This is a genomic window from Mesorhizobium sp. M0011 (assembly GCF_040324155.1).
Lineage (GTDB): Bacteria > Pseudomonadota > Alphaproteobacteria > Rhizobiales > Rhizobiaceae > Mesorhizobium.
In genome coordinates this window covers 20,829-43,365 of record NZ_JAMYVQ010000015.1, presented here as the reverse complement: position 1 = coordinate 43,365, position 22,537 = coordinate 20,829, and the positions used below count along the sequence as shown (strand labels likewise).

20 protein-coding genes, 1 tRNA gene and 1 pseudogene are annotated in these 22,537 nt (G+C 62.4%); 14 read left to right on the top strand and 8 right to left on the bottom strand.

Going from position 1 to position 22,537, the window contains the following annotated elements; translation table 11 throughout:
* Positions 1-177 precede the first annotated feature (177 nt).
* The gene (locus NKK51_RS17590; RefSeq protein ID WP_352554085.1) at positions 178-3,666 is read left to right on the top strand and encodes a PAS domain-containing hybrid sensor histidine kinase/response regulator; all 3,489 of its coding nucleotides are present in this window, start codon (positions 178-180) and stop codon (positions 3,664-3,666) included.
* Positions 3,667-3,813: 147 nt separating this feature from the next.
* Here NKK51_RS17590 and NKK51_RS17585 read toward each other — a convergent pair whose 3' ends face one another.
* Positions 3,814-4,722: a LysR family transcriptional regulator gene (locus NKK51_RS17585; RefSeq protein WP_023813895.1), complete on the bottom strand. Its 909-nt coding sequence runs from the start codon at positions 4,720-4,722 to the stop codon at positions 3,814-3,816.
* A 146-nt stretch (positions 4,723-4,868) separates the two neighbouring features.
* Here NKK51_RS17585 and NKK51_RS17580 point away from each other — a divergent pair, with 146 nt between their 5' ends.
* Entirely contained in the window at positions 4,869-6,380 is a 1,512-nt protein-coding gene (locus tag NKK51_RS17580) for an MFS transporter (protein ID WP_352554084.1), read from the top strand.
* Positions 6,381-6,412: 32 nt separating this feature from the next.
* On the opposite strand, the gene NKK51_RS17575 is transcribed toward NKK51_RS17580, so the two are convergent.
* Together NKK51_RS17575 and NKK51_RS17570 are read right to left on the bottom strand one after the other, a co-directional pair.
* Entirely contained in the window at positions 6,413-7,072 is a 660-nt protein-coding gene (locus tag NKK51_RS17575; protein WP_023813893.1) for a response regulator transcription factor, read from the bottom strand.
* Positions 7,073-7,194: 122 nt separating this feature from the next.
* A complete protein-coding gene (locus tag NKK51_RS17570) occupies positions 7,195-7,623 on the bottom strand; it encodes a hypothetical protein (RefSeq protein WP_023813892.1) in 429 nt (142 codons plus the stop codon).
* 187 nt (positions 7,624-7,810) lie between these two features.
* On the opposite strand from NKK51_RS17570, the gene NKK51_RS17565 reads away from it, so the two are divergent.
* Both NKK51_RS17565 and NKK51_RS17560 read left to right on the top strand, forming a co-directional pair.
* Positions 7,811-8,161, top strand: a complete 351-nt coding sequence (locus tag NKK51_RS17565) for a DUF952 domain-containing protein (protein ID WP_352554146.1) — start codon at positions 7,811-7,813, stop codon at positions 8,159-8,161.
* Complete coding sequence (locus NKK51_RS17560; protein WP_352554083.1) at positions 8,158-9,234, top strand: quinone-dependent dihydroorotate dehydrogenase; 1,077 nt, start codon at positions 8,158-8,160, stop codon at positions 9,232-9,234. The genes NKK51_RS17565 and NKK51_RS17560 overlap by 4 nt, the downstream gene beginning before the upstream one ends.
* 7 nt (positions 9,235-9,241) lie before the next feature.
* Here NKK51_RS17560 and NKK51_RS17555 read toward each other — a convergent pair whose 3' ends face one another.
* Positions 9,242-9,415, bottom strand: coding sequence for a hypothetical protein (locus NKK51_RS17555; protein ID WP_164748943.1), 174 nt, complete (start codon positions 9,413-9,415; stop codon positions 9,242-9,244).
* Between the two features lie 301 nt (positions 9,416-9,716).
* Positions 9,717-11,090 (bottom strand): MATE family efflux transporter, encoded by a 1,374-nt coding sequence (locus NKK51_RS17550; RefSeq protein WP_352554082.1) that lies wholly within the window; start codon positions 11,088-11,090, stop codon positions 9,717-9,719.
* Between the two features lie 132 nt (positions 11,091-11,222).
* On the opposite strand from NKK51_RS17550, the gene NKK51_RS17545 reads away from it, so the two are divergent.
* Positions 11,223-12,125, top strand: a complete 903-nt coding sequence (locus tag NKK51_RS17545; RefSeq protein WP_352554081.1) for a histone deacetylase family protein — start codon at positions 11,223-11,225, stop codon at positions 12,123-12,125.
* A gap of 60 nt (positions 12,126-12,185) precedes the next feature.
* Here the strand turns inward: NKK51_RS17545 and NKK51_RS17540 are convergent.
* Positions 12,186-12,458, bottom strand: a pseudogene (locus tag NKK51_RS17540) (DUF6460 domain-containing protein).
* A gap of 90 nt (positions 12,459-12,548) precedes the next feature.
* Entirely contained in the window at positions 12,549-12,863 is a 315-nt protein-coding gene (locus NKK51_RS17535; protein ID WP_196815359.1) for a DUF6460 domain-containing protein, read from the bottom strand.
* A gap of 410 nt (positions 12,864-13,273) precedes the next feature.
* On the opposite strand from NKK51_RS17535, the gene NKK51_RS17530 reads away from it, so the two are divergent.
* The 9 genes from NKK51_RS17530 (at position 13,274) to NKK51_RS17490 (ending at position 22,156) form a co-directional block, all read left to right on the top strand.
* On the top strand, positions 13,274-13,891 hold the full coding sequence (locus tag NKK51_RS17530; protein ID WP_128305256.1) for an outer membrane protein: 618 nt from the start codon (positions 13,274-13,276) through the stop codon (positions 13,889-13,891).
* 317 nt (positions 13,892-14,208) lie between these two features.
* Positions 14,209-14,601, top strand: a complete 393-nt coding sequence (locus tag NKK51_RS17525; protein WP_352554080.1) for a hypothetical protein — start codon at positions 14,209-14,211, stop codon at positions 14,599-14,601.
* Between the two features lie 40 nt (positions 14,602-14,641).
* Positions 14,642-15,316 (top strand): response regulator transcription factor, encoded by a 675-nt coding sequence (locus NKK51_RS17520; protein WP_128305258.1) that lies wholly within the window; start codon positions 14,642-14,644, stop codon positions 15,314-15,316.
* On the top strand, positions 15,313-16,812 hold the full coding sequence (locus NKK51_RS17515; RefSeq protein WP_352554079.1) for a sensor histidine kinase: 1,500 nt from the start codon (positions 15,313-15,315) through the stop codon (positions 16,810-16,812). Before NKK51_RS17520 ends, NKK51_RS17515 begins: the two co-directional genes overlap by 4 nt.
* A gap of 80 nt (positions 16,813-16,892) precedes the next feature.
* Positions 16,893-17,882, top strand: a complete 990-nt coding sequence (locus NKK51_RS17510; protein WP_206535300.1) for a glycosyltransferase family 2 protein — start codon at positions 16,893-16,895, stop codon at positions 17,880-17,882.
* Between the two features lie 41 nt (positions 17,883-17,923).
* The gene (locus NKK51_RS17505; RefSeq protein ID WP_352554078.1) at positions 17,924-18,370 is read left to right on the top strand and encodes a GtrA family protein; all 447 of its coding nucleotides are present in this window, start codon (positions 17,924-17,926) and stop codon (positions 18,368-18,370) included.
* 33 nt (positions 18,371-18,403) lie between these two features.
* The gene (locus tag NKK51_RS17500; RefSeq protein ID WP_352554077.1) at positions 18,404-19,894 is read left to right on the top strand and encodes a hypothetical protein; all 1,491 of its coding nucleotides are present in this window, start codon (positions 18,404-18,406) and stop codon (positions 19,892-19,894) included.
* Between the two features lie 197 nt (positions 19,895-20,091).
* A complete protein-coding gene (locus NKK51_RS17495) occupies positions 20,092-22,005 on the top strand; it encodes an acyltransferase family protein (protein WP_352554076.1) in 1,914 nt (637 codons plus the stop codon).
* Between the two features lie 77 nt (positions 22,006-22,082).
* Positions 22,083-22,156, top strand: a tRNA-Gly gene (locus tag NKK51_RS17490).
* A gap of 2 nt (positions 22,157-22,158) precedes the next feature.
* Here the strand turns inward: NKK51_RS17490 and NKK51_RS17485 are convergent.
* Positions 22,159-22,395 carry a hypothetical protein gene (locus tag NKK51_RS17485; RefSeq protein WP_127266711.1) on the bottom strand — a complete coding sequence of 79 codons (237 nt, stop codon included), beginning with the start codon at positions 22,393-22,395 and terminating at the stop codon, positions 22,159-22,161.
* Positions 22,396-22,537: the final 142 nt, after the last annotated feature.

Below are 22,537 nucleotides of genomic sequence, written 5' to 3'. Positions count from 1 at the left end.
CAACATCGATAAAAGGGAGAAAACAACCGCTTTCTTCTTACCTGACGGCACCTTGCTTGTACTGTCTGAATATCGCGGTCGCGATCATGCTTCCAAAGCCGCAATGGACTCGGACGCCAAGCTGTGGTTGCGTCCGGGCAAGCCGGATAAAACGCGGCAGAGGAGGAAAGTCCAGGCGTGCAGGGCTTGTTCATCGTCATCATCGCGGTCGCCTATGTGACGCTGCTGTTTGCCATCGCCAGCCTCGGCGACCGCCGCTCGGCCATTTCAGGGCCGAGCCGGGGGCGGCCTTTCATCTACGCACTTAGCCTCGCGATCTACTGCACATCCTGGACTTTCTTCGGCTCGGTCGGCCTCTCTTCCGAACGCGGCCTCGAATTCCTCGGCATCTATACGGGCCCGGTGCTCGTCTTCGTGTTCGGCTTCCCGCTGCTCAACCGCATCGTGCGGCTGGCCAAGACCGAGAAGATCACCTCGATCGCGGATTTCCTCGGCGCACGCTACGGCAAGAGTTTCACCGTCGCGGCGATCGCCACGCTGATCGCCACCATCGGCGCGGTGCCCTATATCGCACTGCAGTTGAAGGCGATCTCCGGTTCGGTCAGCCTGATGGTCGAGCACTATACGGGATCGCCGCCTTCGTTCGATCCCTTCGTCAGCGACATCTCTCTGGTCGTCGCCATGCTCCTGGCGCTGTTCGCGGTGCTGTTTGGAACCCGTCACGCCGACGCCACCGAACACCAGGACGGGCTGGTGCTGGCGGTGGCGGTCGAAACCGTCGTCAAGCTCGCCGCCTTCCTGGCGATCGGCCTGATGGTCACCTTCCTGATCTTCGGCGGCCCGGGCGACATGTTCGACAAGCTCGCCGAGAACGCGCAGGTCCGACATGCGATGAGCTACAACACCTCGCTCGCCACCTGGCTGGTGCTGACGTGCCTCAGCGGTTTTGCCATCATCATGCTGCCGCGGCAGTTCTACGTCACCATCGTCGAGAACCGCGGCGAGGCCGAACTGCGCACCGCGACATGGGTGTTTCCGCTCTACCTCGTGGCGATCAACCTGTTCGTACTGCCGATCGCCTTCGCCGGCCTTTCGCTGGTCGGCACCGGAACCAGCAGCGATCTCTACGTGCTGTCGCTGCCCCTGTTCAGCGGCCATGATTTGCTGGCGATGGCGGCTTTCATCGGCGGCCTGTCGGCGGCGACGGCGATGGTGATCGTCGAAAGCGTGGCGCTGTCGATCATGATCTCCAACGACCTCGTCATTCCGCTGTTCGTGCGCCGCCTGCTCAAGACCTCGACCTCCGAGACGGAGGACTGGTCGACGCTGATCCTCAATGTGCGGCGCGGGGCGATCTTCATCCTCTTGTTCATCGCCTTCCTCTATTATCGCGAGAGCACCGACAGCGCGCGGCTGTCGTCGATCGGCCTGATGTCGTTCGCGGCCATCGCGCAGTTCGCGCCCGCCCTGATCGGCGGGCTGATCTGGCGCGGCGCCAATGGCCGGGGTGCGGCACTTGGCATGGTCGCCGGCATCCTCGTCTGGGGCTACACGCTGCTGTTTCCATCGCTTGCCGCCCCTGATACCGGCATCATCGTGCACGGGCTGTTCGGCTTCGAGGCGCTGCGGCCGCAGGCATTGTTCGGCACCGTCGCCGAACCGCTGAACCACGGCGTGCTGTGGAGCCTGTCGCTCAACGCGGTGTTCTTCGTGCTCGGCTCGCTGTCGCGCGCATCGGTGCCGCTGGAACGCATCCAGGCGTCGATCTTCGTGCCGCGCGATGCCGGCCCGATGCCAAGCCTGCGCCGCTTCCGCACCGCCATCACCGTCAACGACCTGAAGGACACGATCGGGCGCTATCTCGGCGTCGAGCGCACCGAGCGCTCTTTCCAGTCGTTCGAAAAGACCAACGGAGCCTCGCTGCACGGCAACGAGCAGGCGAGCATGGACGTCATCCGCTTCTCCGAGCAATTGCTGGCCAGCGCCGTCGGTTCCTCCTCGGCGCGGCTGATCCTGTCGCTGCTGTTTCGGCGCCACGACCGCGAATCCAGGGATGCCTTCCGCTTGCTCGACGACGCCACCGAGGCGCTGCAGCACAACCGCGACCTGTTGCAGATCGCGCTCGACCAAATGGAACAGGGCATCACCGTCTTCGATCGCGATTTCCGCCTGATCTGCTGGAACCGCCAGTACCGGGCGCTGTTCGACCTGCCCGACGAGATGGGCCAGGTCGGCGTCTCGCTCGACCGCATCCTGCGCCATCTCGCCGAACGCGGCGACATCCCTGCCGATCAGCGCGTGGCCATGCTCAACCGGCTGACCAGTTTCGTCAGCCCGTGGCAGATGGAGCTGAAAACCTCGGGCCGCATCCTGGAACTCCGCTCCAACCCGATGCCGGACGGCGGCATTGTCGCCACCTATGCCGACATTTCCGGGCGCGTGGAACAGGATCTGGCCCTGAAGCGTGCCAATGAATCGCTGGAGCAGCGCGTCAAGACCCGCACCATCGAACTGACCCGGGTCAACGAGGAGCTGGCGCAGGCGCAGATGCTGGCCGAGGAGGCCAATCTCGGCAAGACGCGCTTCCTCGCCGCCGCCGGCCACGACATCCTGCAGCCGCTGAACGCCGCCCGGCTCTATTGCTCCTCGCTGATCGAGAAGGCCGGCAAGGGGCCTGCCGGCAAGGCGGCCGTCAACATCGAATCCTCGCTGGAATCGGTCGAGACGATTCTCGGCGCCGTGCTCGACATCTCCCGCCTCGATGCCGGCGCAATGAAGCCGGACGATACCGCCTTCAACCTCGACGGATTGCTGCGCCAGATCGGCAACGACTTCCGGCCGCTCGCCGCCGAAAAGAAGCTCGCGCTGACCATCATGCCGTCATCGCTGACAGTGACGACCGACCGCAATCTGCTGCGCCGCCTGATCCAGAACCTCGTTTCCAACGCCATCAAATACACGCGCCACGGCCGCGTGCTGGTTGGCGTCAGGCGGCGCGGCGAACTGGCCGAGATCCAAGTGATCGACACCGGCATCGGCATCGCCGGCGACAAGCTGAACACCGTCTTTCGCGAATTCACCCGGCTCGACGAGGGCGCGCGCGAGGCCGAAGGCCTCGGTCTCGGCCTCTCCATCGTCGACCGCATCGCCCGGGTGCTGCGCCTGGAGATCCGGATCTTTTCCACCCCTGGCAAGGGCACGCGCTTCTCCGTCATCCTGCCCGTGGCGGCCGTGCAGGAGCCGCGGCGCGAGATCGAAACCAGGGCTCCTGCCCGCGCGACGGCTTCGCTGGCCGGGCTGCACGTGCTGTGCATCGACAACGACGCCCGCATCCTCGAAGGCATGCGGCTCCTGCTCGAAGGCTGGGGTTGCAACGTCGACACCGTGGCCGGTTCAAAGGATCTGGAGACCGCGAAGATACACCGCCCGGACATCGTTCTTGCCGACTACCATCTCGACGGCGAAACCGGTCTCGAACTCGTCGTCAGGCTGCGCGCGATCCATGGCGACAACCTGCCGGCCGTGCTGGTCACAGCCGACCGCTCCAACGAGGTGCGCACGGCCGCCGGCGGGCTCGAGATTGCGGTGATCAACAAACCGCTCAAACCAGCGGTACTGCGCTCGATGATGGCCAGGGTCAGGCCGCTGGCACCGGCGGCCGAATAGCATCAAAGGCGCCCGGTCTCAGCCCTGGTGTCCGAGGGTGGCGTCCTAGAGCATTTCACCGTTTCACGGAAACGGCGTTCTGCTCTAACTCTTTGTTTTAACGCAATTCTAGACGGAAAACCGCTTCACACTTTTCCTAGAATTGCTCTAGGCCAGGCCGTCGACCATCTGGGAACTGCGGAACCGGGGCCGTCCGGCATTGCCCGCCACAGGCGGACGATGCTCGCGAAAGGCCATTGCAAGCGTCCTCAGCGCCTCGCGGGACTTGGCGTCCGTCAGCGTCGAAAGCAGCACGATCTCGGAAGGCGGCAGCGCCGGAAGCCCGAATTTCCGGCTGACCTCGATGGTGCCGGATGGGGCAAGCCGGCAGGAAAATACCGAGGCTGCGAGGCCGGCCGAGACGGCCTCCGCGACGGCGAAGGAGCCGCAGCCGAGGAACACCTCCGTCCACGGTATTCCGACAGCGTCGAGCGCGCGGGTCGTGATGTTGCGGATACCGCAGGATGGCGAGGATGCCGCCAGGCGCAGCGGCTCGTCGGCCCGGTGGATGAAGTCGGGCGCGGCGTACCAGCCGAAATGTTCGGGCGCCAGCACTTCACCATCGCGCCGGTCGTCCTCCCGGCGGATGATCGCCGCGTCGATCTCACCGCGATCGAAAGCGTCCAGCAGGTCGTGTGAATCATCGAGCCGCACTTCGATGGTGAGCGCCGGGTCATGCGCGTTGAGCCGCGCCAGCAATGTCGGGACTTCCGCGCCTCCGACATGGGTGGCGATGCCCAGTGTGAAGCGGCGGCGCACCGAAGACAGGCTGGCAATGGCGCGATCGTGTGCCGCGAGGAAGTCGCGTGCGGGCTGGAGAAACACCGCGCCCTGCGCCGACAAGCGCACCAGCCGAGGCGTGCGCTCGATCAATTTCTGGCCGACGCGCTCTTCCAGCCGCTTCAGCTTCACGCTGATCGCCCCTTGCGTGCTGCCAAGAGCCTCGGCCGCCCGCGTAAAGCTCTGAAGATCGGCGATGGCGACGAATGTTTTCACAGCGTCTACGTCCAGCGTCATGTCAGCTATCCGCACTTGTTGTCTCTGAAATAGCCAACCATGCAATTCTAAAATGATCAAGCCTCGCCTACCCTGGGCCATACGCGCGCCGGGCGAGCTGCAATGGATTCGCCGATTGCCGACAAATACGTTCGAAAGGTTGAACCATGCCCACTGCCCTGACCCGCCGCGGCATCATCGTTCTGTTTGCCGCCTGCCTGGCGTGCCTGATGTTCGGTCTGGAGATTTCAAGCGTTCCCACGATCCTGCCGACACTGGAGCAGGTGCTGCATGCCGACTTCAAGCAACTGCAATGGGTGATGAACGCCTATACGATCGCGGTCACGACGGTGCTGATGGCGGTCGGCACGATCGCCGATCGTTACGGGCGCAAGCGTGTCTTTCTGGTCGCCATCGCCGCCTTCGGCCTGACATCACTGATTTGCGGCGTCGCCGAAAGCGTCTCCACGCTCATCGTCGCCCGGTTTCTGCAGGGCCTGAGCGGCGGTGCGATGCTGATCTGCCAGCTTGCCGTGCTGTCTCATGAATTCCGGGAAGGGCGCGAACGCGCCGTCGCATGGGGCTGGTGGGGCGTCATCTTCGGCATCGGCCTCGGCTTCGGCCCCATCATCGGCGGCGGCATCGTCGCGGTCTCGAGCTGGCAATGGGTATTTCTTGTCCACGTGCCGGTTGCTGCGCTGGCATTCGCCCTCGCTCTGATGGGCGTCCACGAATCGAAGGACCCGCAGGCGGGCAAGCTCGACATAGCGGGCATCCTGACGCTGTCACCGTCGGTCTTCTGTCTCGTCTTCTACATCATCCAGGGGCCGGATCTGGGTTTCTCCAGCCCAACCGCGCTGGCGATCCTCGGCATCTCGATAGTGAGCTTCATCGCCTTCCTCATTGCCGAGAAGGTCAGCCAGCGGCCGATGTTCGACTTCTCGGTCTTCCGGATCCGACCCTTTTCCGGCGCCATCGTCGGCTCGGCGGCGATGAACCTCAGCTATTGGCCTTTCATGATCTACCTGCCGATCTGGTTCCACGCCGGGCTCGGCTATGACACCGTCTCCACCGGCCTTGCCCTGCTTGCCTACACGCTGCCGACGCTTGTGCTGCCGCCCTTGGCAGAGCGCTTTTCGCTGCGTTATCGGCCCGGCATCATCATTCCGGCGGGCCTCGTCATCATCGGCGTCGGGTTCATCCTGATGAAGTTCGGCAGCGCCGCCGCGCAGCCGGATTGGCTGACGATGCTGCCCGGCTGCCTGATCGCGGGGATGGGTCTGGGAATAACCAACACACCTGTCACCAACACGACGACGGGTTCCGTTTCGAGCGACCGCGCCGGCATGGCCTCCGGCATCGACATGAGCGCCCGCATGGTTTCGCTGGCGGTAAACATCGCGGTGATGGGCTTCATCCTGGCCAGCGGTGTGCTGGCGCATCTGAGGCATGCGCTGCCCGACCTCGACGCTGCCCAATTGCGTCTTCTCGCCGAAGCTATCGCTGCTGGAAATCCCATCTCCGGGCTCGCCGGGACCGTCGCCCCGGATGCGCTGCGCAACGGCTTTGGCTGGGTCATGCTCTATGGCGGGATCGGCGTCTGGATCATGGCCGCCATCAGTTTCGCAAGCTTCAACGCGCGGCCGATGCGGCGGACGGAGGTTCAGTGCTCTGATTGAACAATGTTCTGATTGAACAGGCGCCCTGGCGATCAACCCGCCGGCTGCAGCGGGTCGCTGCCGATCTTGGACAGAAGGATCACCGCCTGCGTGCGGCTGTCGACGCCGAGCTTCTGCAGGATGGCGGAGACATGCGCCTTGATAGTGGCCTCCGATACGCCGAGTTCATAGGCGATCTGCTTGTTGAGCAGGCCCTCGGCCAGCATGCCCAGCACCCGTGTCTGCTGCGGCGTCAAAGCCTGCAGCCGCTTGATAAGGTCCGATATTTCGGGATCGCGCTCGATGCCGAGATCGACGCCGGCTGGTGCTGCGATGTCGCCGGCAAGCACCGATTGCACGGCGCTGCGGATCTCTTCCATGCTGGCCGATTTGGAGATAAAGCCGGAAGCGCCGAGGTCGAGCGCCCGCCTGATGGTCGCCGGATCGTCGTGGGCCGACACCACGACCAGCGGCACCGCCGGATGGATGCCGCGCAGCGAGACCAGGCCGGAGAGCCCGCTGGCGCCCGGCATCGACAGGTCGAGCAGCACCAGATCGACGTCCTCGTTGGCCACGACCAGCGCCTTGGCGCTCTCGAAATCGCCGGCTTCGTGGATGGCGGCGACGTTGCCGATGCCGGCGAGCGCTTCGCGCAGCGCACCGCGAAACAGCGGGTGATCGTCGGCGATGACGAAAGAATAGCCTGCCGGCAAATGTCCCTCCCCGAATCCCCTATGGGTTTAGCTTTTTCGGGATCAGTGGGCGATTATGCGGGGCGGCGCGCTGTTTTCAAGCGGCAAAGCCAGCGCCCCGCGTTTTCCCTTGGTTGAAGCGCTCAGGTCTTCTGCGAATTGGGCTGGGCGCCGTTGTCCTTGTCCATATCCCTGACGATGCCCATGAAGCCGCGAAGGAAGCGCTCCATGTAGCCCATCGTCTTGTTGAAATCCTCCTCGCTCGGCAGTTTCGATTCGAGGCGGGCGGAGAGCGAATTCTCGAGCTTGGTGACGCGCTCGTCCATCGCCTTCATCGAGGTTTGCAGGCGGTCGACCTCGTCCTGGAAAGCAGCGCGTTCGTCGGCCGCCATCTTGCAGACGAGCTGGCCCGAACGCTCCTCGCAAATCGACATGGCGCCGGTCTGCGTATCGATACGGACAAAGCCGTTATCGGACTTTTCCAGCCGGTAGCGGTCGGTTTCTTCCGAGTAAGCTGAAGCCGCGATCAGCGAAACGAGCGCGGCGGGGATCAAGATGTGCTGCAGACGCATGTTGTCCTCCATGGCCAAGGCCTCAGATATCGCATGTTTGCGCCGGAAATGGGGAAGACCCTTGGCATGGCCTTTCCCGAATGGCTGGTTCGGAATCTTCTTGACGCAATTCCCAAGGGAAAGCGCTATGCGCTTTTCCCGGGAAAACCGTTTCACACTTTTCCTGGAACTGCTCTATAGCGCAACCATGTCTCAGATTATCTACAAGATAACCCCGCAAGCGCCATGGCGCGAGGCCGAAACGCATGGCCGCTTCACCGGCGCGCCGATCGATGTCGCCGACGGCTTCATCCACTTCTCCACGGCAGCACAGGTCAGGGAAACGGCGGCAAAGCACTTTGCCGGCCAGACAGACCTTTTGTTGGTCGCCGTCGACGGCGCCGGCCTGGGCGCCGCGCTGAGATACGAGGTCTCGCGCGGCGGCGAACTGTTTCCGCATCTCTACGACGTTCTGGACCTGAAAGCAGTGCTGTCGGTCCGACCACTGCCGCTTGGCGCCGATGGTGTGCACCAGTTCCCGGCACTGGAGGGGCAATGAGCGTGCTCGACCGGCTCGGCCAGAAGCTGCTGTTCGCCTTCGATCCGGAAACGGCGCATGGCCTGTCAATCGCCGCCTTGCGATGCGGCGTTCCGGTTGGTGCGCCGGCGGTCCGCGACGACAGGCTGAAGGTCAGCGTCTGCGGCCTCGATTTCCCCAATCCGCTCGGCATGGCGGCCGGCTATGACAAGAACGCCGAGGTGCCCGACGCGCTGCTTGGGCTGGGTTTCGGCTTCGCCGAGGTCGGCACGATCACGCCGCTGCCGCAAACCGGCAATCCGAAGCCGCGTATTTTCCGGCTGACTGCCGACGATGCGGTGATCAACCGGCTGGGCTTCAACAATGAAGGCCATGCAGCGGCCGAAAAGCGCCTTGCCGCACGTAAGGGCCGCTCCGGCATCGTCGGCGTCAACATCGGCGCCAACAAGGACAGCAGCGACCGAATCGGCGACTATGAGCGCGGTGTCGCCCGGTTTGCGCAATACGCCAGCTATCTCACCGTCAACATCTCCTCGCCCAACACGCCGGGCCTGCGCAACATGCAGGCGCGCGAGCAGCTCGGCGAACTCTTGTCGCGGGTCATGGCCGCGCGCGCCACGGGAACGGCGCAGCCGCCGGTGTTCCTGAAGATCGCGCCGGATCTGGTCGAGGCCGAGCTGGAGGACATCGCCGCCGAGGTCACCGAGAAGCGGATCGACGGCGTCATCGTCTCCAACACCACCATCTCCCGGCCGCCGCTGCGCCGCGGCGACACCGCGCGCGAGACCGGGGGACTCTCCGGCAAGCCGCTGTTCGAGCGTTCGACCATCGTGCTGGCGAAGATGCGCAAACTGCTCGGACCGGACCGCGCCATCATCGGCGTCGGCGGCGTCGATTCCGCCGATACGGCGCTGGACAAGATCCGTGCGGGTGCTGATCTGGTCCAGCTCTACACCGGCATGATCTATGCCGGGCCTTCACTGCCAGGCCGTATTCTTTCCGGAATGGTCCGTTTCGTCGAAAAAGAACGGCTGAAGTCGATTTGCGAGTTGCGCGACAGCCGCCTCGACTTGTGGGGGTCCAGGCAACTCTGAACTGCTCTCAGGAGCGTAGATTGCGACTGACGGCCCGCTCGCAAATGGCGCCGCCGATGGCAGGCAACACCCCGAAGAGAAGCAATTGCGCGGTGCCGCCGATGCCAGAAACCGCGGAGAGAATGAACGCAGCGAGCAATCCCAGCGCCGCGCCCAAGACATATGGCAGGTAGCTTCGCATAAGCTCGCCCTGGAACAATTGGTGCATCAAGTCTGTTGGAAATCGACTGGAAGTGCAAGTGCATCCGACCGCACAGCATTGGCAACGAACCCGGGTTAACGGGTTCCTTCGGAGTCTCGCCGGGGCGTTGGCTGACGAAGCATCAAACGAAAAACCCGCCTGTGCGGCGGGTCACTGGCGCAAATCAGCACCATAAACAAATATGTACCATAGCTGAGGTCACCGAGTCAAGAAAAAATTCCTATCGCGAACAGGTGTCGTTCGGTGCCTGGACGGCGCAGGGCCTTCCGGGGGACATCGTCTAAAACGCCGTCCGTACCCTGAGCCGCAGGATCGTCAGCAGGCTGAAGCCTCGCACCAGCAGGAAGACGTGCAGCGCCGCCCACAGTCCATTGTTGCCGAAGGCGGGCGCAAGGGTCAGCAGCGCGGCCGCGAAAACCAGGAACGACAGAAGCATCATGTTGCGCATGTCGCGGGACCAGGTCGCGCCGATGAAGACGCCATCCATCTGGAACGCCAGCACACCGCTCAGCGCCGTGAATGCCGCCCACGGCAGGTAGATGTCGGCCACCGAACGGACTTCCTCCGATGTCGTCACGAGTGCGACCAGATTGGCGCCCCCAGACAGCATTACCAGCGTCGCGGCTCCCGCCAGTCCGAAACCCCAAAACAGCGTCAGCCGGACGGCCTGGCGGAACGGTGCGGCGGCGCGCGCGCCGACGGCACGGCCAGCCAGCTGTTCGGCGGCGGTGGCAAAGCCGTCGAGGAAATAGCCGGCGACGAGGAAGAAGTTCATCAGCACGGCGTTGGCGGCCAGCGTCACCGTGCCGAACTGCGCGCCCTGGCGGGTGAACAATGCGAAGGCGGCGAGCAGCGAGAACGAGCGGATCATGATGTCGCGGTTGAGCGACATCATGCGCAGGAAGGCGGCCATGTCGAGCAGGCGGTGGCGCGGCAAGGATGGGGCAGCCCGGAACCGGCGGATCACGATCGCCAGGCCGAGCAGCATGGCCAGGAACTCACCGGTGACGGTCGCCCAGGCAACGCCGGCGACACCCCAGCCAAGTTTCAGCCCAAGCAGGAAGCAGAGCGCGATGTTGATGCCGTTCAGCACCAATTGCAGCACCAGCCCAAGCCCGCCCTCGCCACGCCCCAGCACGTAGCCAAGGATGGCGTAGTTGATCAGCGAAAAGGGAGCCGCGAGCAGCCTGATCCTGATGTAGACGCCCATTGCCTCGCTGACGCGCGGTTCGGCGCCCATGAACTTTTGCCCGGCGATGGCGACCAGCGGCGCAAGGGCAGCGAGCACGATGCCGGCGATAACCGCGATTAGCACGGCGCGCCAGAACACCGCCTGCTCCTCCAGGGCATCGCCGCGTCCGAAAGCCTGGGCGACGAGCCCGGTGGTGCCCGAGCGCAGGAAATTGAAAGAGGTGAAGACGACGTCGAAGATCAGTGCGCCGGCCGCAAGGCCGCCGAGCAGGGCGGCATCGCCGAACTGGCCGATGACAGCCGTGTCGACCAGGCCGAGCATCGGCGTCGTCAGATAGGCAAGCGTCATCGGCACGGCGATGGCGAGCACGGAGCGGTTGGTGACGACAAATGATCCGGGGTGGATCGGGGATCCCGCGTGGATAGGGGATCCGGCGTCGGCTGGTGTTGCACCTTTGTCCAAGGATTGCTGCCTTGCTGATTGCGGCTTGATAGAACCGTCGATGTGCCCCATTTTCCGGCCACCGCGCAATCACCTATCCCTTGACGGCCAACCGAAATCCCGGTCTGGCGTGAGCCAGCCGGATACGATTTCATGCCTCTGCAGATCGTCCATCATCCCGACTACGACGCCGGCTTCGCCGTCAACCATCGCTTTCCGATGAGCAAATATCCGTTGCTGATGGAGGCGCTGCGTACGCGCGGCCTCGCCGGCCCCGACGCGCTCAGCACCGCCGAACCGGCACCAGCGTCATGGCTGGAGCTTGCCCATGCGGCGGACTATGTCGACCAGGTCGTCAACTGCCGCGTGCCCGAGAAGATCGAGCGCGAGATCGGTTTTCCGATCGGACCCCGCGTCTCGCTGCGCGCGCAGCTTGCCACCGGCGGCACCGTGCTAGCGGCGCGGCTCGCCTTGCGCCACGGTATCGCCTGCAACACCGCCGGCGGCAGCCACCATGCACGGCGCGCGCAAGGCGCGGGCTTCTGCACCTTCAACGATGTCGCCGTCGCCGCGCTGGTCCTGCTCGCCGAAGGCGCGGCACGCAACATCCTGGTCGTCGATCTCGACGTGCACCAGGGCGACGGCACGGCGGATATTCTCACCGATGATCCACGCGTGTTCACCTTTTCCATGCATGGCGACCGCAACTATCCCGTGCGCAAGATCGCCTCCGACCTTGATGTCGCGCTGCCCGACGGCACGGGTGACGCCGCCTATCTCGAGAGGCTCGCCGACATCCTGCCGGAACTGTCCGCCCAGGCCCATTGGGACATCGTGTTCTACAATGCCGGCGTCGACGTCCATGCCGCGGACCGGCTTGGCAGGCTGTCGCTATCGGATGACGGCCTGCGCGCCCGCGACGACATGGTCATCAGCCATTTTCGCGCGCAGGGCGTTCCGGTGTGCGGCGTCATCGGAGGTGGCTATTCAACGGATGTGCCCGCACTCGCGGCGCGCCACGCCATCCTGTTCGAGGTCGCCGCGGGCTACGCCTGATAGTCCTTTTTCAAGCACGGTCTTGTCGGAAAACCGGTTCCCACTTTTCGGGATCATGCTCTACTTCCGGTAGTTGGCGATCCTCAACAGGATGAAGGCCGGCACGACGATAGCCGCGCCCAGCAGGATATACCCGAGAAAGCGGTCGATGGCGTGGAAGCCGAGATTTCACAGGTCCATGAAGAACTTCCGGATGCCGTAGAGCACATCCATCGGCGACCAGCCGAAGGCATTCATGACAAGGCCGACGAGGAAAGACACCACCAGCAGTTTCAGGATCACCTTGAGCGGCGAGTCGCCAAGAAAGCGCGTCAATGCGGCGCGCCACGCCATCCTGTTCGAGGTCGCCGCGGGCTACGCCTGATAGTCCTTTTCAAGCACGGTCTTGTCGGAAAACCGGTTCCCACTTTTCGGGATCATGCTCTACTTCCGGTAGTTGGCGATCCTCAACAAGATGAACGCCGGCACGACGATAGCCGCGCCCAGCAAGATATAGCCGAGGAAGCGGTCGATGGCGTGGAAGCCGAGATTCCACAGGTCCATGAAGAACTTCCGGATGCCGTAGAGCACATCCATCGGCGACCAGCCGAAGGCATTCATGACCAGGCCGACGAGGAAAGACACCACCAGCAGTTTCAGGATCACCTTGAGCGGCGAGTCGCCAAGGAAGCGCGTCAATGCGGACAAGGCCCGTCTCCAGATTGAGGTACCCAGACTCGAGGGCTTCGGCCCAGACATACGCACTTGGCTTGCCCGCTTCAAGCCGGCAGTTTTGCGGGATGCCAAAGGCCTCCACCGAGCGATTGCATGGCAAGATTGTGCTGCTGAACTGGCCAAACCCGCGCCAGACTGTTAAATTTGCGTAAACAGAACCGCTTTAATATCTTGAAAATAAAGCGAAAAATCTTCATTTTTCGACTTCCCGCAATGTGCGTGCAATTTTCGCCTGCGAGACGGTCGGCGTCTTTCAGGTGATTGGCCGCGCGGGCGCTCTGACCCCCCTACCACAGCTGGCGAAAGCCAGTCCCAGGACCGCGCAACCATCCCTGAAAGACGCTAAATCGGAGCCCGACCGCCCCAACGGTCGAGTTCTTCGGGAATTAACCTGCGCATCGATTGCCGGATGCGCGCGTGTGTGGAGTAATGCAGTGTTCTCTCAAGCAAAGATCATCCTGACGGCAAGTGCCCTTGCCGTATGCCTCCTAGGGCCGGCGATGGCCGCCGACCTTTCGCCCACCTACAATGATCCCCCCGCGTTCCAGTGGAGCGGCGCCTATGTCGGCGTGCATGGCGGCACGGCGTTCACCGGGATGCCGAACCCGTTTGCCGGCAGGAATGGTCTCAGCGGCGGCGTTCAGGCCGGCTACAACCAGCAGATGGGTCCAGCGGTTCTCGGTGCCGAGATCGAGGGCTCCTATCTTGGTGGCGCCGAGCACGACGTCCGGGGCGGCAAGATCAAGGAAAAGTGGCGCGGAGCCGCCAAGGCCAAGGCCGGCTTGAGCTTCGACCAGACGCTGCTGTTTGGAACCGGCGGCGTCGCCATGACCAAATTCGACAAGGGCGACAAGGTAAGCAGCACCGACGGATGGAAACTCGGCTATCTGGTCGGCGGCGGCATCGAGCAGGGTTTTGCCGGCGGCCTCTCGGCCAAGGTCGAGTATGACTATGTGCGCACCCCAGGCGTCGAAACGACGTCCGCCCTGGGCAAATCCAAGGCGACGATCGGCAGCCATGAACTGAAGGCCGGCATCAACTACCGGTTCTAGGGCAGGCCATGGGTTCCGTTGAACCCGTCTGTATTTTGCTCGAACGACCTTGCGCGGCGCCCGGATGCAACGGGGCCGCGCAATTGCTTTGCGTCCATCCGCACCGGCGTCGACGCGTGTCGGCAGACCGCATTTGTGTGCCAGGTCCTGCGTAATGTCGATGCAATCTTCACACCCTAAAGCGCGTCGCATCGAAGCGGATCATGCGGCCCGCTTCAGGTTTTTGTTTTTGTGCATGTCGTTGTCCCCAAAACCGGGGCCACTTTTGGGCGACATGCATTCGGTGCCGCGGATAACCTTGATGACGGGAATCGGATATGTCCAAACGCAGCGCAAACCATCTGGTGTGGATCTCCAAGGCGTTCTTCGTCGCAATCGTGCTGGTGCTGACGGGATGCGCCTCCGACATTATGAAGAACTACATCGGGCAACCGGTCGAATCGGTCATTCTGGACTACGGGCCGCCGACCGCCGTCGTTGATCTCGGTCGGGGCGAGCGGGCCTATCAGTGGCGGACAATATCCACCAACGCGGTTTCCGGGACCTCCAGCGGCGAGGTTCGCCACACAAAACACGGAACCGTCTACGAAGAAACCGAAACGCCTGGCTATATCGAGCGCCAGGAATGCTTCTATACGTTCTATGCCCGCGCCTCGGGCGGCCGATGGTTCATCACCAATTTTCGTCAACAGAAGCTGGAATGCGAATGAATTGCCACAGCGTGCCGGCTGCCTGTGACGGAGAGTGCGCATGCGCATCCTGCTGATCGAGGACGAGCCGGAAATGGCCTCGGTGCTGAAGACCGCGCTCGAGCGCCAGGACATCATCGTCGACCATGCCGCGACACTGGCGGATGCCGAAGCCGTGGCGCGGCTCGGCCACCATGACGCGGTGGTGCTGGACCGCCGGCTGCCGGACGGCGATGGCCTCAGCCTGATCCCGCGCCTGCGGGCCTTGCATCTGGACGTGCCGGTGATCGCGTTGACGGCGCTCAGCGGGCTCGACGATCGCGTGGCGGGGCTCGATGCCGGCGCCGACGACTACATGGTCAAGCCGTTCGCCACGGTGGAACTGGTTGCCAGGCTCAATGCCTTGCACCGGCGTTCGTTCACCACGCGCGCCCACCAGACGGTGGTCGGCCGCCTCACCTATGATTTTCGCCATCGCGAGGCGCTTGTCGAGGACCAGACGCTGGAGCTGCCGCGGCGCGAACGGCTGGTGCTCGAAACGCTCATCCGCAGGCCGGGCCGGACGATTATGCGCGGGACGCTGGAAGAAGCCGTCTATGCTCTCGACGACGAGATCGGCTCTAATGCATTGGATGCGCACATTTCGCGGCTGCGTCGCAAGCTTGACGACGTCGCTGCCGGTATCGAGATCAGGGCGATCCGCAACCTCGGTTATCTCTTGCGGGCCGCCTCGTGAAGAAGCCGCGCACGCGATCGCTGCAATGGGTGCTGGTGCGGCGGATGATCCTGCTGCAGGCGGCGACACTCCTTGTCTTCATCGTGCTGTGCGCGGCCGCGCTATGGATCGCCAATCCGCGGCTTCTTGTCGACAACGAAGCTGCCGTCGCCGCCCTCAAGGATGCCGTCGATCGTGACGGCAACGGCATATTGATCGTCCATGAGACCGACGGGCTGCGTTCGTTTCGTGAGGGTTTCCCCAATGTCTGGTACATCATTCGCGACAACAGCGGCCAGAGCATCCGCTTCGGCAGCATACCCGACGTCTACACCAGGAATTTTGGCGATCTGCTGGGCCAGGCCGATCACGCCACCATCGGATTTTCCGAAGATGATTTGAGGCCGGAGGCCTATCTCGAAAGGGTTTCGACCAAGGCCGGCACGGTTCAGATCATCGCCGCGACAAGGTCATCGCGGGAAGAGACCGAGGGCCTCGAGGTCACCATTTCGGCCAGCATCGACGTCGCCAAGAACCCGGATGGCAGCAGGAACTGGGAGAAGGCGCTTCCCGCTCTCGTGGCCATCATCGTCATCCTGCTGTTGCCGATTGTCCTCGTCATGGGAGCCACGACCCTGGTGACGACGCCAGCCGTCGTGCGCCGGTCGTTTGCCGGACTTGTCGACACCGTCCAGCAGGCCGCGCGCATCGACATCGGCACCCGTGCGATGCAACTGCCGGTCAAGAATGTGCCGCAGGAGATCGCGCCGCTCGTGCATGCTTTCAACCAGACGCTGGCGCGCCTCGCCCAGGGCCATGACCGGCACAATCGCTTCCTCACCGACGCCGCGCACGAACTGCGCACGCCGATCGCCATCCTGCGCACGCGCGCCGAATTGCTGAAGCAGGAACCGCAAAGCGCGCGCCTGCTGCATGACATCGAGCGCCTGTCGCATCTTGCGCAACAGCTGCTCGACCACCAGTTGCTCGACCGCCCGGCGGACCAGCGCCAAATCATCGACCTCTGCGATCTTGTCAGCCGGGTCGCGGCCGACTTTGCCCCACTCGCCATCGAAGCAGGCTACGATCTTGCCTTCGAGCCGACAGCCAACAAGGTCCATGTCGAGATCAACGTGCCGCAGATCGAGCGGGCGCTGGCAAATCTCGTGCGCAATGCCATCGATCATGGCGGCGGTTCCGGCACGATCACCATAGCGATCTATGAAACCGGCGGCGTCGAAATCCGCGACGAAGGCCCAGGCATTCCGGCCGATGAGCACGAGAATGTTTTCGAGCCCTTCTACCGCCTGCAGCCGCAATCGCGCGGCGCCGGTCTGGGATTGAACCTTGCCCGGCAGATCGCACTGCTGCACGACGGCTCCATCCGGATATTGGCGGGCTCCTGGCAAGGCGCCCGCATTCGCATGGAGTTGCCGGTTCGGTCGGTGGCCGCGTGCGGCAGAAATGATGGCCGGCCGACGGTTGCGGCCGATCCCATTGGCTTATCTGTTTTCTAACCAATTGCCGCTATTCCCAATCGAATAGCGGGAGCAAGGCTTTGGTGGAGACGGAGAGAAACACCGCGCGACGCGGCGTCATGCTGTCGGTGGTCATACCATGCTACAACGAGCTGGATGGCGTGGCCGAACTGCACCGGCGGGTAACGGCCGCATGCCTTGAACAAGGCCCTTCCTACGAGATCGTCCTTGTCATCGATGGCGCGACCGACGGTACGCGCGAGGCCATTCTCCAACTGGCCGAAAAGGACGACCATGTCGTCGCCATCGACCTCGCCCGCAACTACGGCCACCAGATCGCGTTGAGCGCCGGGCTCGAATTCTGTCGCGGCCAGCGCATTCTCATTCTCGATGCCGACTTGCAGGATCCGCCTGAACTGCTCGGCGCGATGATGACGAAGATGAACGAAGGCTTCGATGTGGTCTACGGCCAGAGGCTGACGCGCGATGGCGAAAGCTGGTTCAAGCTCGCCTCCGCGTCCATGTTCTATCGCTTGCTGCGCCGGATGGTCGACGTCGACATAGCCCCGAATACCGGTGATTTCCGGCTGATGAACCGTCGCGCGCTCGACCATCTGAACGCGATGCCAGAACGTTACAGGTTCATTCGCGGCATGGTGAGCTGGATCGGGCTGAGACAGGTGGCTTTTCCCTATGAGCGGCACCGCCGCTTTGCCGGCACCACCCACTATCCGCTGAAGAAAATGCTTCTTCTGGCGGTCGACGCGATGACCAGCTTCTCCATCGTACCCTTGCGGTTCGCCTCGCTGCTCGGAATGATGTTCGGGCTTCTGGGGCTGGTCGTGCTCGGCTACACCCTGTTCGAATGGTCAGTCGGAAACGTCTTGCCCGGCTGGACCAGCCTTGCCGCGATCATGCTGATCCTGGGCAGCGTCCAGCTCATGGTGCTTGGCATCTTCGGCGAGTATCTCGGGCGCATGTACATGGAGACGAAGCGGCGGCCGCTTTATTTCGTCAACGAGATCGTTTCGCGCAGCCAGGCAGCCGAGGACAAGGAGCTGCCCGTCCATCGCCTGCAAGAGATGGCAAAGAAGGCCGCACGTGCTTGAGACGGCGTTCTACCGATAGGCGCTGGCACACCAGGAACAGCATGCTGTCAAGTCTGCCATCCGATTTATTGAGAATGTTGCGGTTTGGCGCCGTGGGGGTGCTCAATACCGCGCTAGGATATGCAACAATACTGGCTGGGCTTGCGCTGGGCCTTGGTGACATCGCTTCCAATGCAACAGGCTATGCTGCCGGCCTCATCCTTGGTTTCTTCCTCAATCGGCAATGGACCTTCAACAGAGAGGGGGGCTTTCGGCCCGGCACCGCCCAACGATATGTGATAATTTTTGTTGTCGCCTATGGCGCCAACCTGGCCATCGTGGTTGCCGCCGTTTCGGCAGGCATCCTCGAAAACCCATTCGTCCACTTGGCCGGAAACTGCCTTTACTCGATCATTTTCTACTTTGGTTCGGCCCGCTTTGTGTTCGTGGGAAATACGGATGGTAGCGCAGCGGCCATTCGGGCGACGTCAATGGACCACATTCCTTGATTGAGGTGCAATGCAATGGCTTTGGGGCATGATGTGAGCGAGATTCAATCGACTGTGCACGCCTTGCCGTCATTCGAGGATTCGCAGCGCATCCGGCTGATCTTCTGCCTGCTTGCGGCCTTGGCGATGGCGGGAGCACTGGCTGCCCAGGCCGGTTCCACCCTGCAGGATCCCGACAGTTGGTGGCAAGTCAAGGTCGGGCTGGATTTCCTGGCAAACCGGACATTTCCGGCAGTCGACCCTTATTCCTACACTTTTGCCGGCCAGCCGTGGATTGCCAAGGAATGGCTGGGGCAGGTCCTGCTGGCTCTTGGCTACCAGGCAGGAGGCTGGAACGGGGTGGTCACGCTGATCATCGCCTCGATCTCCCTGACGGTGCTCCTGATGGGGTGGTTTCTCAGCACATGGCTGAAGCCGATGCTGGCGATTACGCTGGCCTTCGCCGCAGTGTTCCTGATCAATCCGATTTTCACCTCGCGTCCGCATGTCTTCACGTTCCCGATCATCGTCATCTGGACGGAGATGCTCTTTCGTGCGGCACGGGAAGAACGGGCGCCGCCATGGTGGCTGCTTGTGCTGGTTGTGTTGTGGGCGAACCTGCACGCCACCTTCACCTTGAGCTTCGTCATCGCGGCTTTCGCCGGTCTCGATCTGCTTGAGCGCACAGGCCTGTCGAAACCTGCCCTCGTGGCGAAATGGATCGCATTCGGGCTGCTTTGCCCACTGGTCAGCCTGATCCACCCCTATGGCGTCCAGGCCATACTGGCGACCCTGACCGTGGCCTATGGCAATGAGGCCGTGCCGCTGATCATGGAATGGAAACCGTTCAGTCAGCCGGATGGCCCCGTCCAGGAAGCTGCGATTCTGCTGGCGCTTTTCGGGCTTCTGGTGTCACGGCTGCGAATTGGCTGGGCCAAGGCGTTGTTCGTCGTCTTCACCTTGCATGTCTATCTCGCCCATGTGCGTTTCATGTATCTGTTCTTCCTGCTGGTTCCCCTGATGATCGCGGTCGAGGTCGCACAGCAATATCCCTCGCTTTCGGCCACCACATGGCTGGCGGAAAAGCGCGACGGACTGGAAAATTTCCTCGCCAGGCGGTTCTATGCGATCTGCGGCGCGGCAGCCGTCTTGCTGATCGGCGCGGTCGCCGTGCTCGGCAGTGCCTATCAGGTCGCGCCAAGCCCGAAGACGTCGGCCAGCGGGGCGCTGGCATTCGCCGAAAGCCATCATCTATCCGGCAACGTGCTGAATTCCTACAATTTCGGCGGCACGCTGATTTTCCACGGGTTCAAGACCTATATCGACGGACGGACGGACCAACTGTTCCTGGGCGGTTTTACAAAGAACGACAACGAGACAGGACAAAGCGGCGGCAGGCCGCTCCTCGAAGCCCGCCTGAAGAAATACGCAATAGGCTGGGCGCTGCTGTCGGCCGACGACAGCCGCATTCCCTTCTTCGACCAGTTGGGCTGGAAACGGGCCTACTCGGACGACTACGCGGTAATCTATCTGCCCGGCGTCTGATCCTGGTGCGTTCCTGGCGGATTTCGCGACAGCCAATATATGCCTTGACACCCATGTTGCAGCGCAGCAAAATTGCTGCCTGAGGGTAAGCCTGTGAGATCGACGAGCCGGGATTTTCAGCACGACCGAAGGCATCGCCGCATGAGCGTGTCGGGTGCGGCCGCACGGATCCTGGTGGTCGCGCGCGAGCCGGCCGGATGAACTACCGGCGCGACATCGACGGCCTGCGGGCCGTTGCGGTGCTGCCCGTCGTGCTCTTCCATTTCGGCGTGTCCGCCATTCCTGGCGGCTTCACCGGTGTCGACATCTTCTTCGTCATATCGGGCTATCTGATCAGCGGCAGCCTGCTCGATGATCTTGAGCGGGGCCAATTCTCGATCGGCCGCTTCTACTGGCGCCGCGCACGGCGCATCCTGCCGGCGCTGACCTTCGTCATCCTGCTCGCGAGCATTGCCGCCTGGTTCATCCTTCTGCCTTCGGATCTCCACGAATTCAGCCTTAGCGTGATCGCCGCCTCGACCTTCTGGTCGAACGTCTATTTCTGGAAAACGACGAACTATTTCTCCATCGACGCCGAACTGCGGCCGCTCCTGCACACATGGTCACTTTCGGTGGAAGAGCAGTATTATATCTTCGCGCCGATCCTCCTTTATCTGATCTACCGATACGTCTCGAAGCGCTGGCTGACGGTACTTCTGCCGATGGCCATCGGCAGCTTTGCCCTGGCAGTCATAGCAACCTCGCTGGCACCGACGGCAGGGTTCTATCTCTTGCCGACGCGCATATGGGAGCTGGCGCTGGGCGCCATGCTGATGTTGCGGAAGCCTCCGGTCCTAGCCAGTCGGCTGGCGGCGGACCTGATCGGCCTCGCCGGCTTTGCCCTGATTGCATTTGGCTTTGTGATGATTTCGGACAGCGATCCGTTCCCCGGCTACAACGCCCTATTCCCGTGCATCGGAACAGCTTTGCTGATCTATGCTGGCCAGGATAGCGCCGACAGGCCGGCATCTGTCGCCACTCGCGTGCTTCGGTTGGCGCCGCTGGTCTGGGTCGGCCTCATTTCCTATTCGCTTTACCTCGTCCACTGGCCGATCAACTCGTTCGTCCATTATCTCTCCCTGAAGACTGTCGGTGTGCCAACGATTATCGCGATGACGGTGGCCAGTTTCGCCTTGGCGGCATTCTCCTGGAAATATGTCGAGCAACCCTTCCGCCACAAACGTGCCTATACCGCCCCGCTGCCTATCTTCGCCTTTTCGGCGACGGCAATCGTGCTGCTGTGCGCCGGTGGTTTGGCCGGTGCACTGGGCAACGGTTTCCCGCAACGGTTTCCGGATTTCTCGACCGAACGTATCCGGGTCGGCGACTGGCGCAACGGCATCTGTTTCAACGAAAACGGGACCCGCATCGAAGACTGGAACCTCGCCGACTGCACCCGTACAACGGGCTTTGCCACCAATGTGCTGCTGTGGGGCGATTCTTTCGCTGCCCATTATGTTCCGGGACTTGAGCCCAACGCCCAGAAAATCCAGGCCAATGTCATCCAATACACCTATGCCGGCTGTCCGCCCGACCTGACCTATTTTTCCTATGCTCGGCCCGCCTGCACCCGCTTCAACGAACGGGCCATGTCGATCATCCGCGACGCCAACATCCAGGCGGTGATCTTGAGCGGCCGATGGACCGACTACCAGGCCAGGGGCTTCGACGGCCTGCAGAAGACGATCGATCGGCTTCGCGAGATGGGGGTCAAGGTCTATACCGTCGGCCAGTCTCCGGAATTCATTGCCGACGTCCAGAAGATCGCTTTCTTGGTGAAACGGGAGCATGCCGGAACCACATCCTGGCCGATGGCTATGGATCCGGACATCAACGCACGGGTTTTGCCGTTCACCAAAGGGGCCGATTTCATAGATCCGCTGACATATCTGTGCGACTCGGCAGGTTGTTCATACGCCGATGCCACGACCAATGAATTTCTCTACTTCGACTATGGCCACTTCTCTTCCGCCGGCGCGACGCTGGCCATCTCGAAATACTGGCCAAGCTTCGCCACCAGCAACAAGGTCGCGGAGGCAAAACGGCAATTCACGGCGGCGGGCGCGCCGTGATCCGCAGCACGACCGTCGTGAGAACAGACCGCTTTGCGATTGCCCGAAGGCTAACCCTCATGGTAACGAGGGCACACGCGGGTATGATGTAATGGTAGCTTGTCAGCTTCCCAAGCTGAACGCGAGGGTTCGATTCCCTCTACCCGCTCCAGTCTAAGGCGTCAGAACCATTTCAGCGCCTGCCTGTTCGTCGAACACAACCGAGCAGCCTCGCGCAAGCGCCACCGTTGCGAGGGCGTTTGCTGCCACGTCATCCGATGAAACGAAATCGCCGGTCAACACCCGCAATTCTTCCACGCCTTCAGCCATGGAAACGAAATTCCCGACCGATCGATCGTGCTTGCAGGCCTCGATCACGCAAAGCAGATCAATGATTTCGAAGCTGCGCATGTTCAGCCTCCAGAGAAATCGTCCCTTGCAAGATCATGAACGCATCGGCGGGAAACAATGTTCCCAGTTCGCTTTTCGCTAGAGCAATTCCAGGAAAAGTGTGAAACGGTTTTCCGTCCGGAATGCGTCAAAACAAGGAGTC

Excerpts from the sequence above, each read along its gene's own strand:
- NKK51_RS17585 (WP_023813895.1), bottom strand. The coding sequence starts at position 4,722 with ATGACGCTGGACGTAGACGCTGTGAAAACATTCGTCGCCATCGCCGAT.
- NKK51_RS17580 (WP_352554084.1), top strand. The coding sequence starts at position 4,869 with ATGCCCACTGCCCTGACCCGCCGCGGCATCATCGTTCTGTTTGCCGCC.
- NKK51_RS17570 (WP_023813892.1), bottom strand. The coding sequence starts at position 7,623 with ATGCGTCTGCAGCACATCTTGATCCCCGCCGCGCTCGTTTCGCTGATC.
- NKK51_RS17565 (WP_352554146.1), top strand. The coding sequence starts at position 7,811 with ATGTCTCAGATTATCTACAAGATAACCCCGCAAGCGCCATGGCGCGAG.
- NKK51_RS17560 (WP_352554083.1), top strand. The coding sequence starts at position 8,158 with ATGAGCGTGCTCGACCGGCTCGGCCAGAAGCTGCTGTTCGCCTTCGAT.
- NKK51_RS17555 (WP_164748943.1), bottom strand. The coding sequence starts at position 9,415 with ATGCGAAGCTACCTGCCATATGTCTTGGGCGCGGCGCTGGGATTGCTC.
- NKK51_RS17545 (WP_352554081.1), top strand. The coding sequence starts at position 11,223 with ATGCCTCTGCAGATCGTCCATCATCCCGACTACGACGCCGGCTTCGCC.
- NKK51_RS17535 (WP_196815359.1), bottom strand. The coding sequence starts at position 12,863 with ATGTCTGGGCCGAAGCCCTCGAGTCTGGGTACCTCAATCTGGAGACGG.
- NKK51_RS17525 (WP_352554080.1), top strand. The coding sequence starts at position 14,209 with ATGTCCAAACGCAGCGCAAACCATCTGGTGTGGATCTCCAAGGCGTTC.
- NKK51_RS17520 (WP_128305258.1), top strand. The coding sequence starts at position 14,642 with ATGCGCATCCTGCTGATCGAGGACGAGCCGGAAATGGCCTCGGTGCTG.
- NKK51_RS17510 (WP_206535300.1), top strand. The coding sequence starts at position 16,893 with ATGCTGTCGGTGGTCATACCATGCTACAACGAGCTGGATGGCGTGGCC.
- NKK51_RS17505 (WP_352554078.1), top strand. The coding sequence starts at position 17,924 with ATGCTGTCAAGTCTGCCATCCGATTTATTGAGAATGTTGCGGTTTGGC.
- NKK51_RS17495 (WP_352554076.1), top strand. The coding sequence starts at position 20,092 with ATGAACTACCGGCGCGACATCGACGGCCTGCGGGCCGTTGCGGTGCTG.
- NKK51_RS17485 (WP_127266711.1), bottom strand. The coding sequence starts at position 22,395 with ATGCGCAGCTTCGAAATCATTGATCTGCTTTGCGTGATCGAGGCCTGC.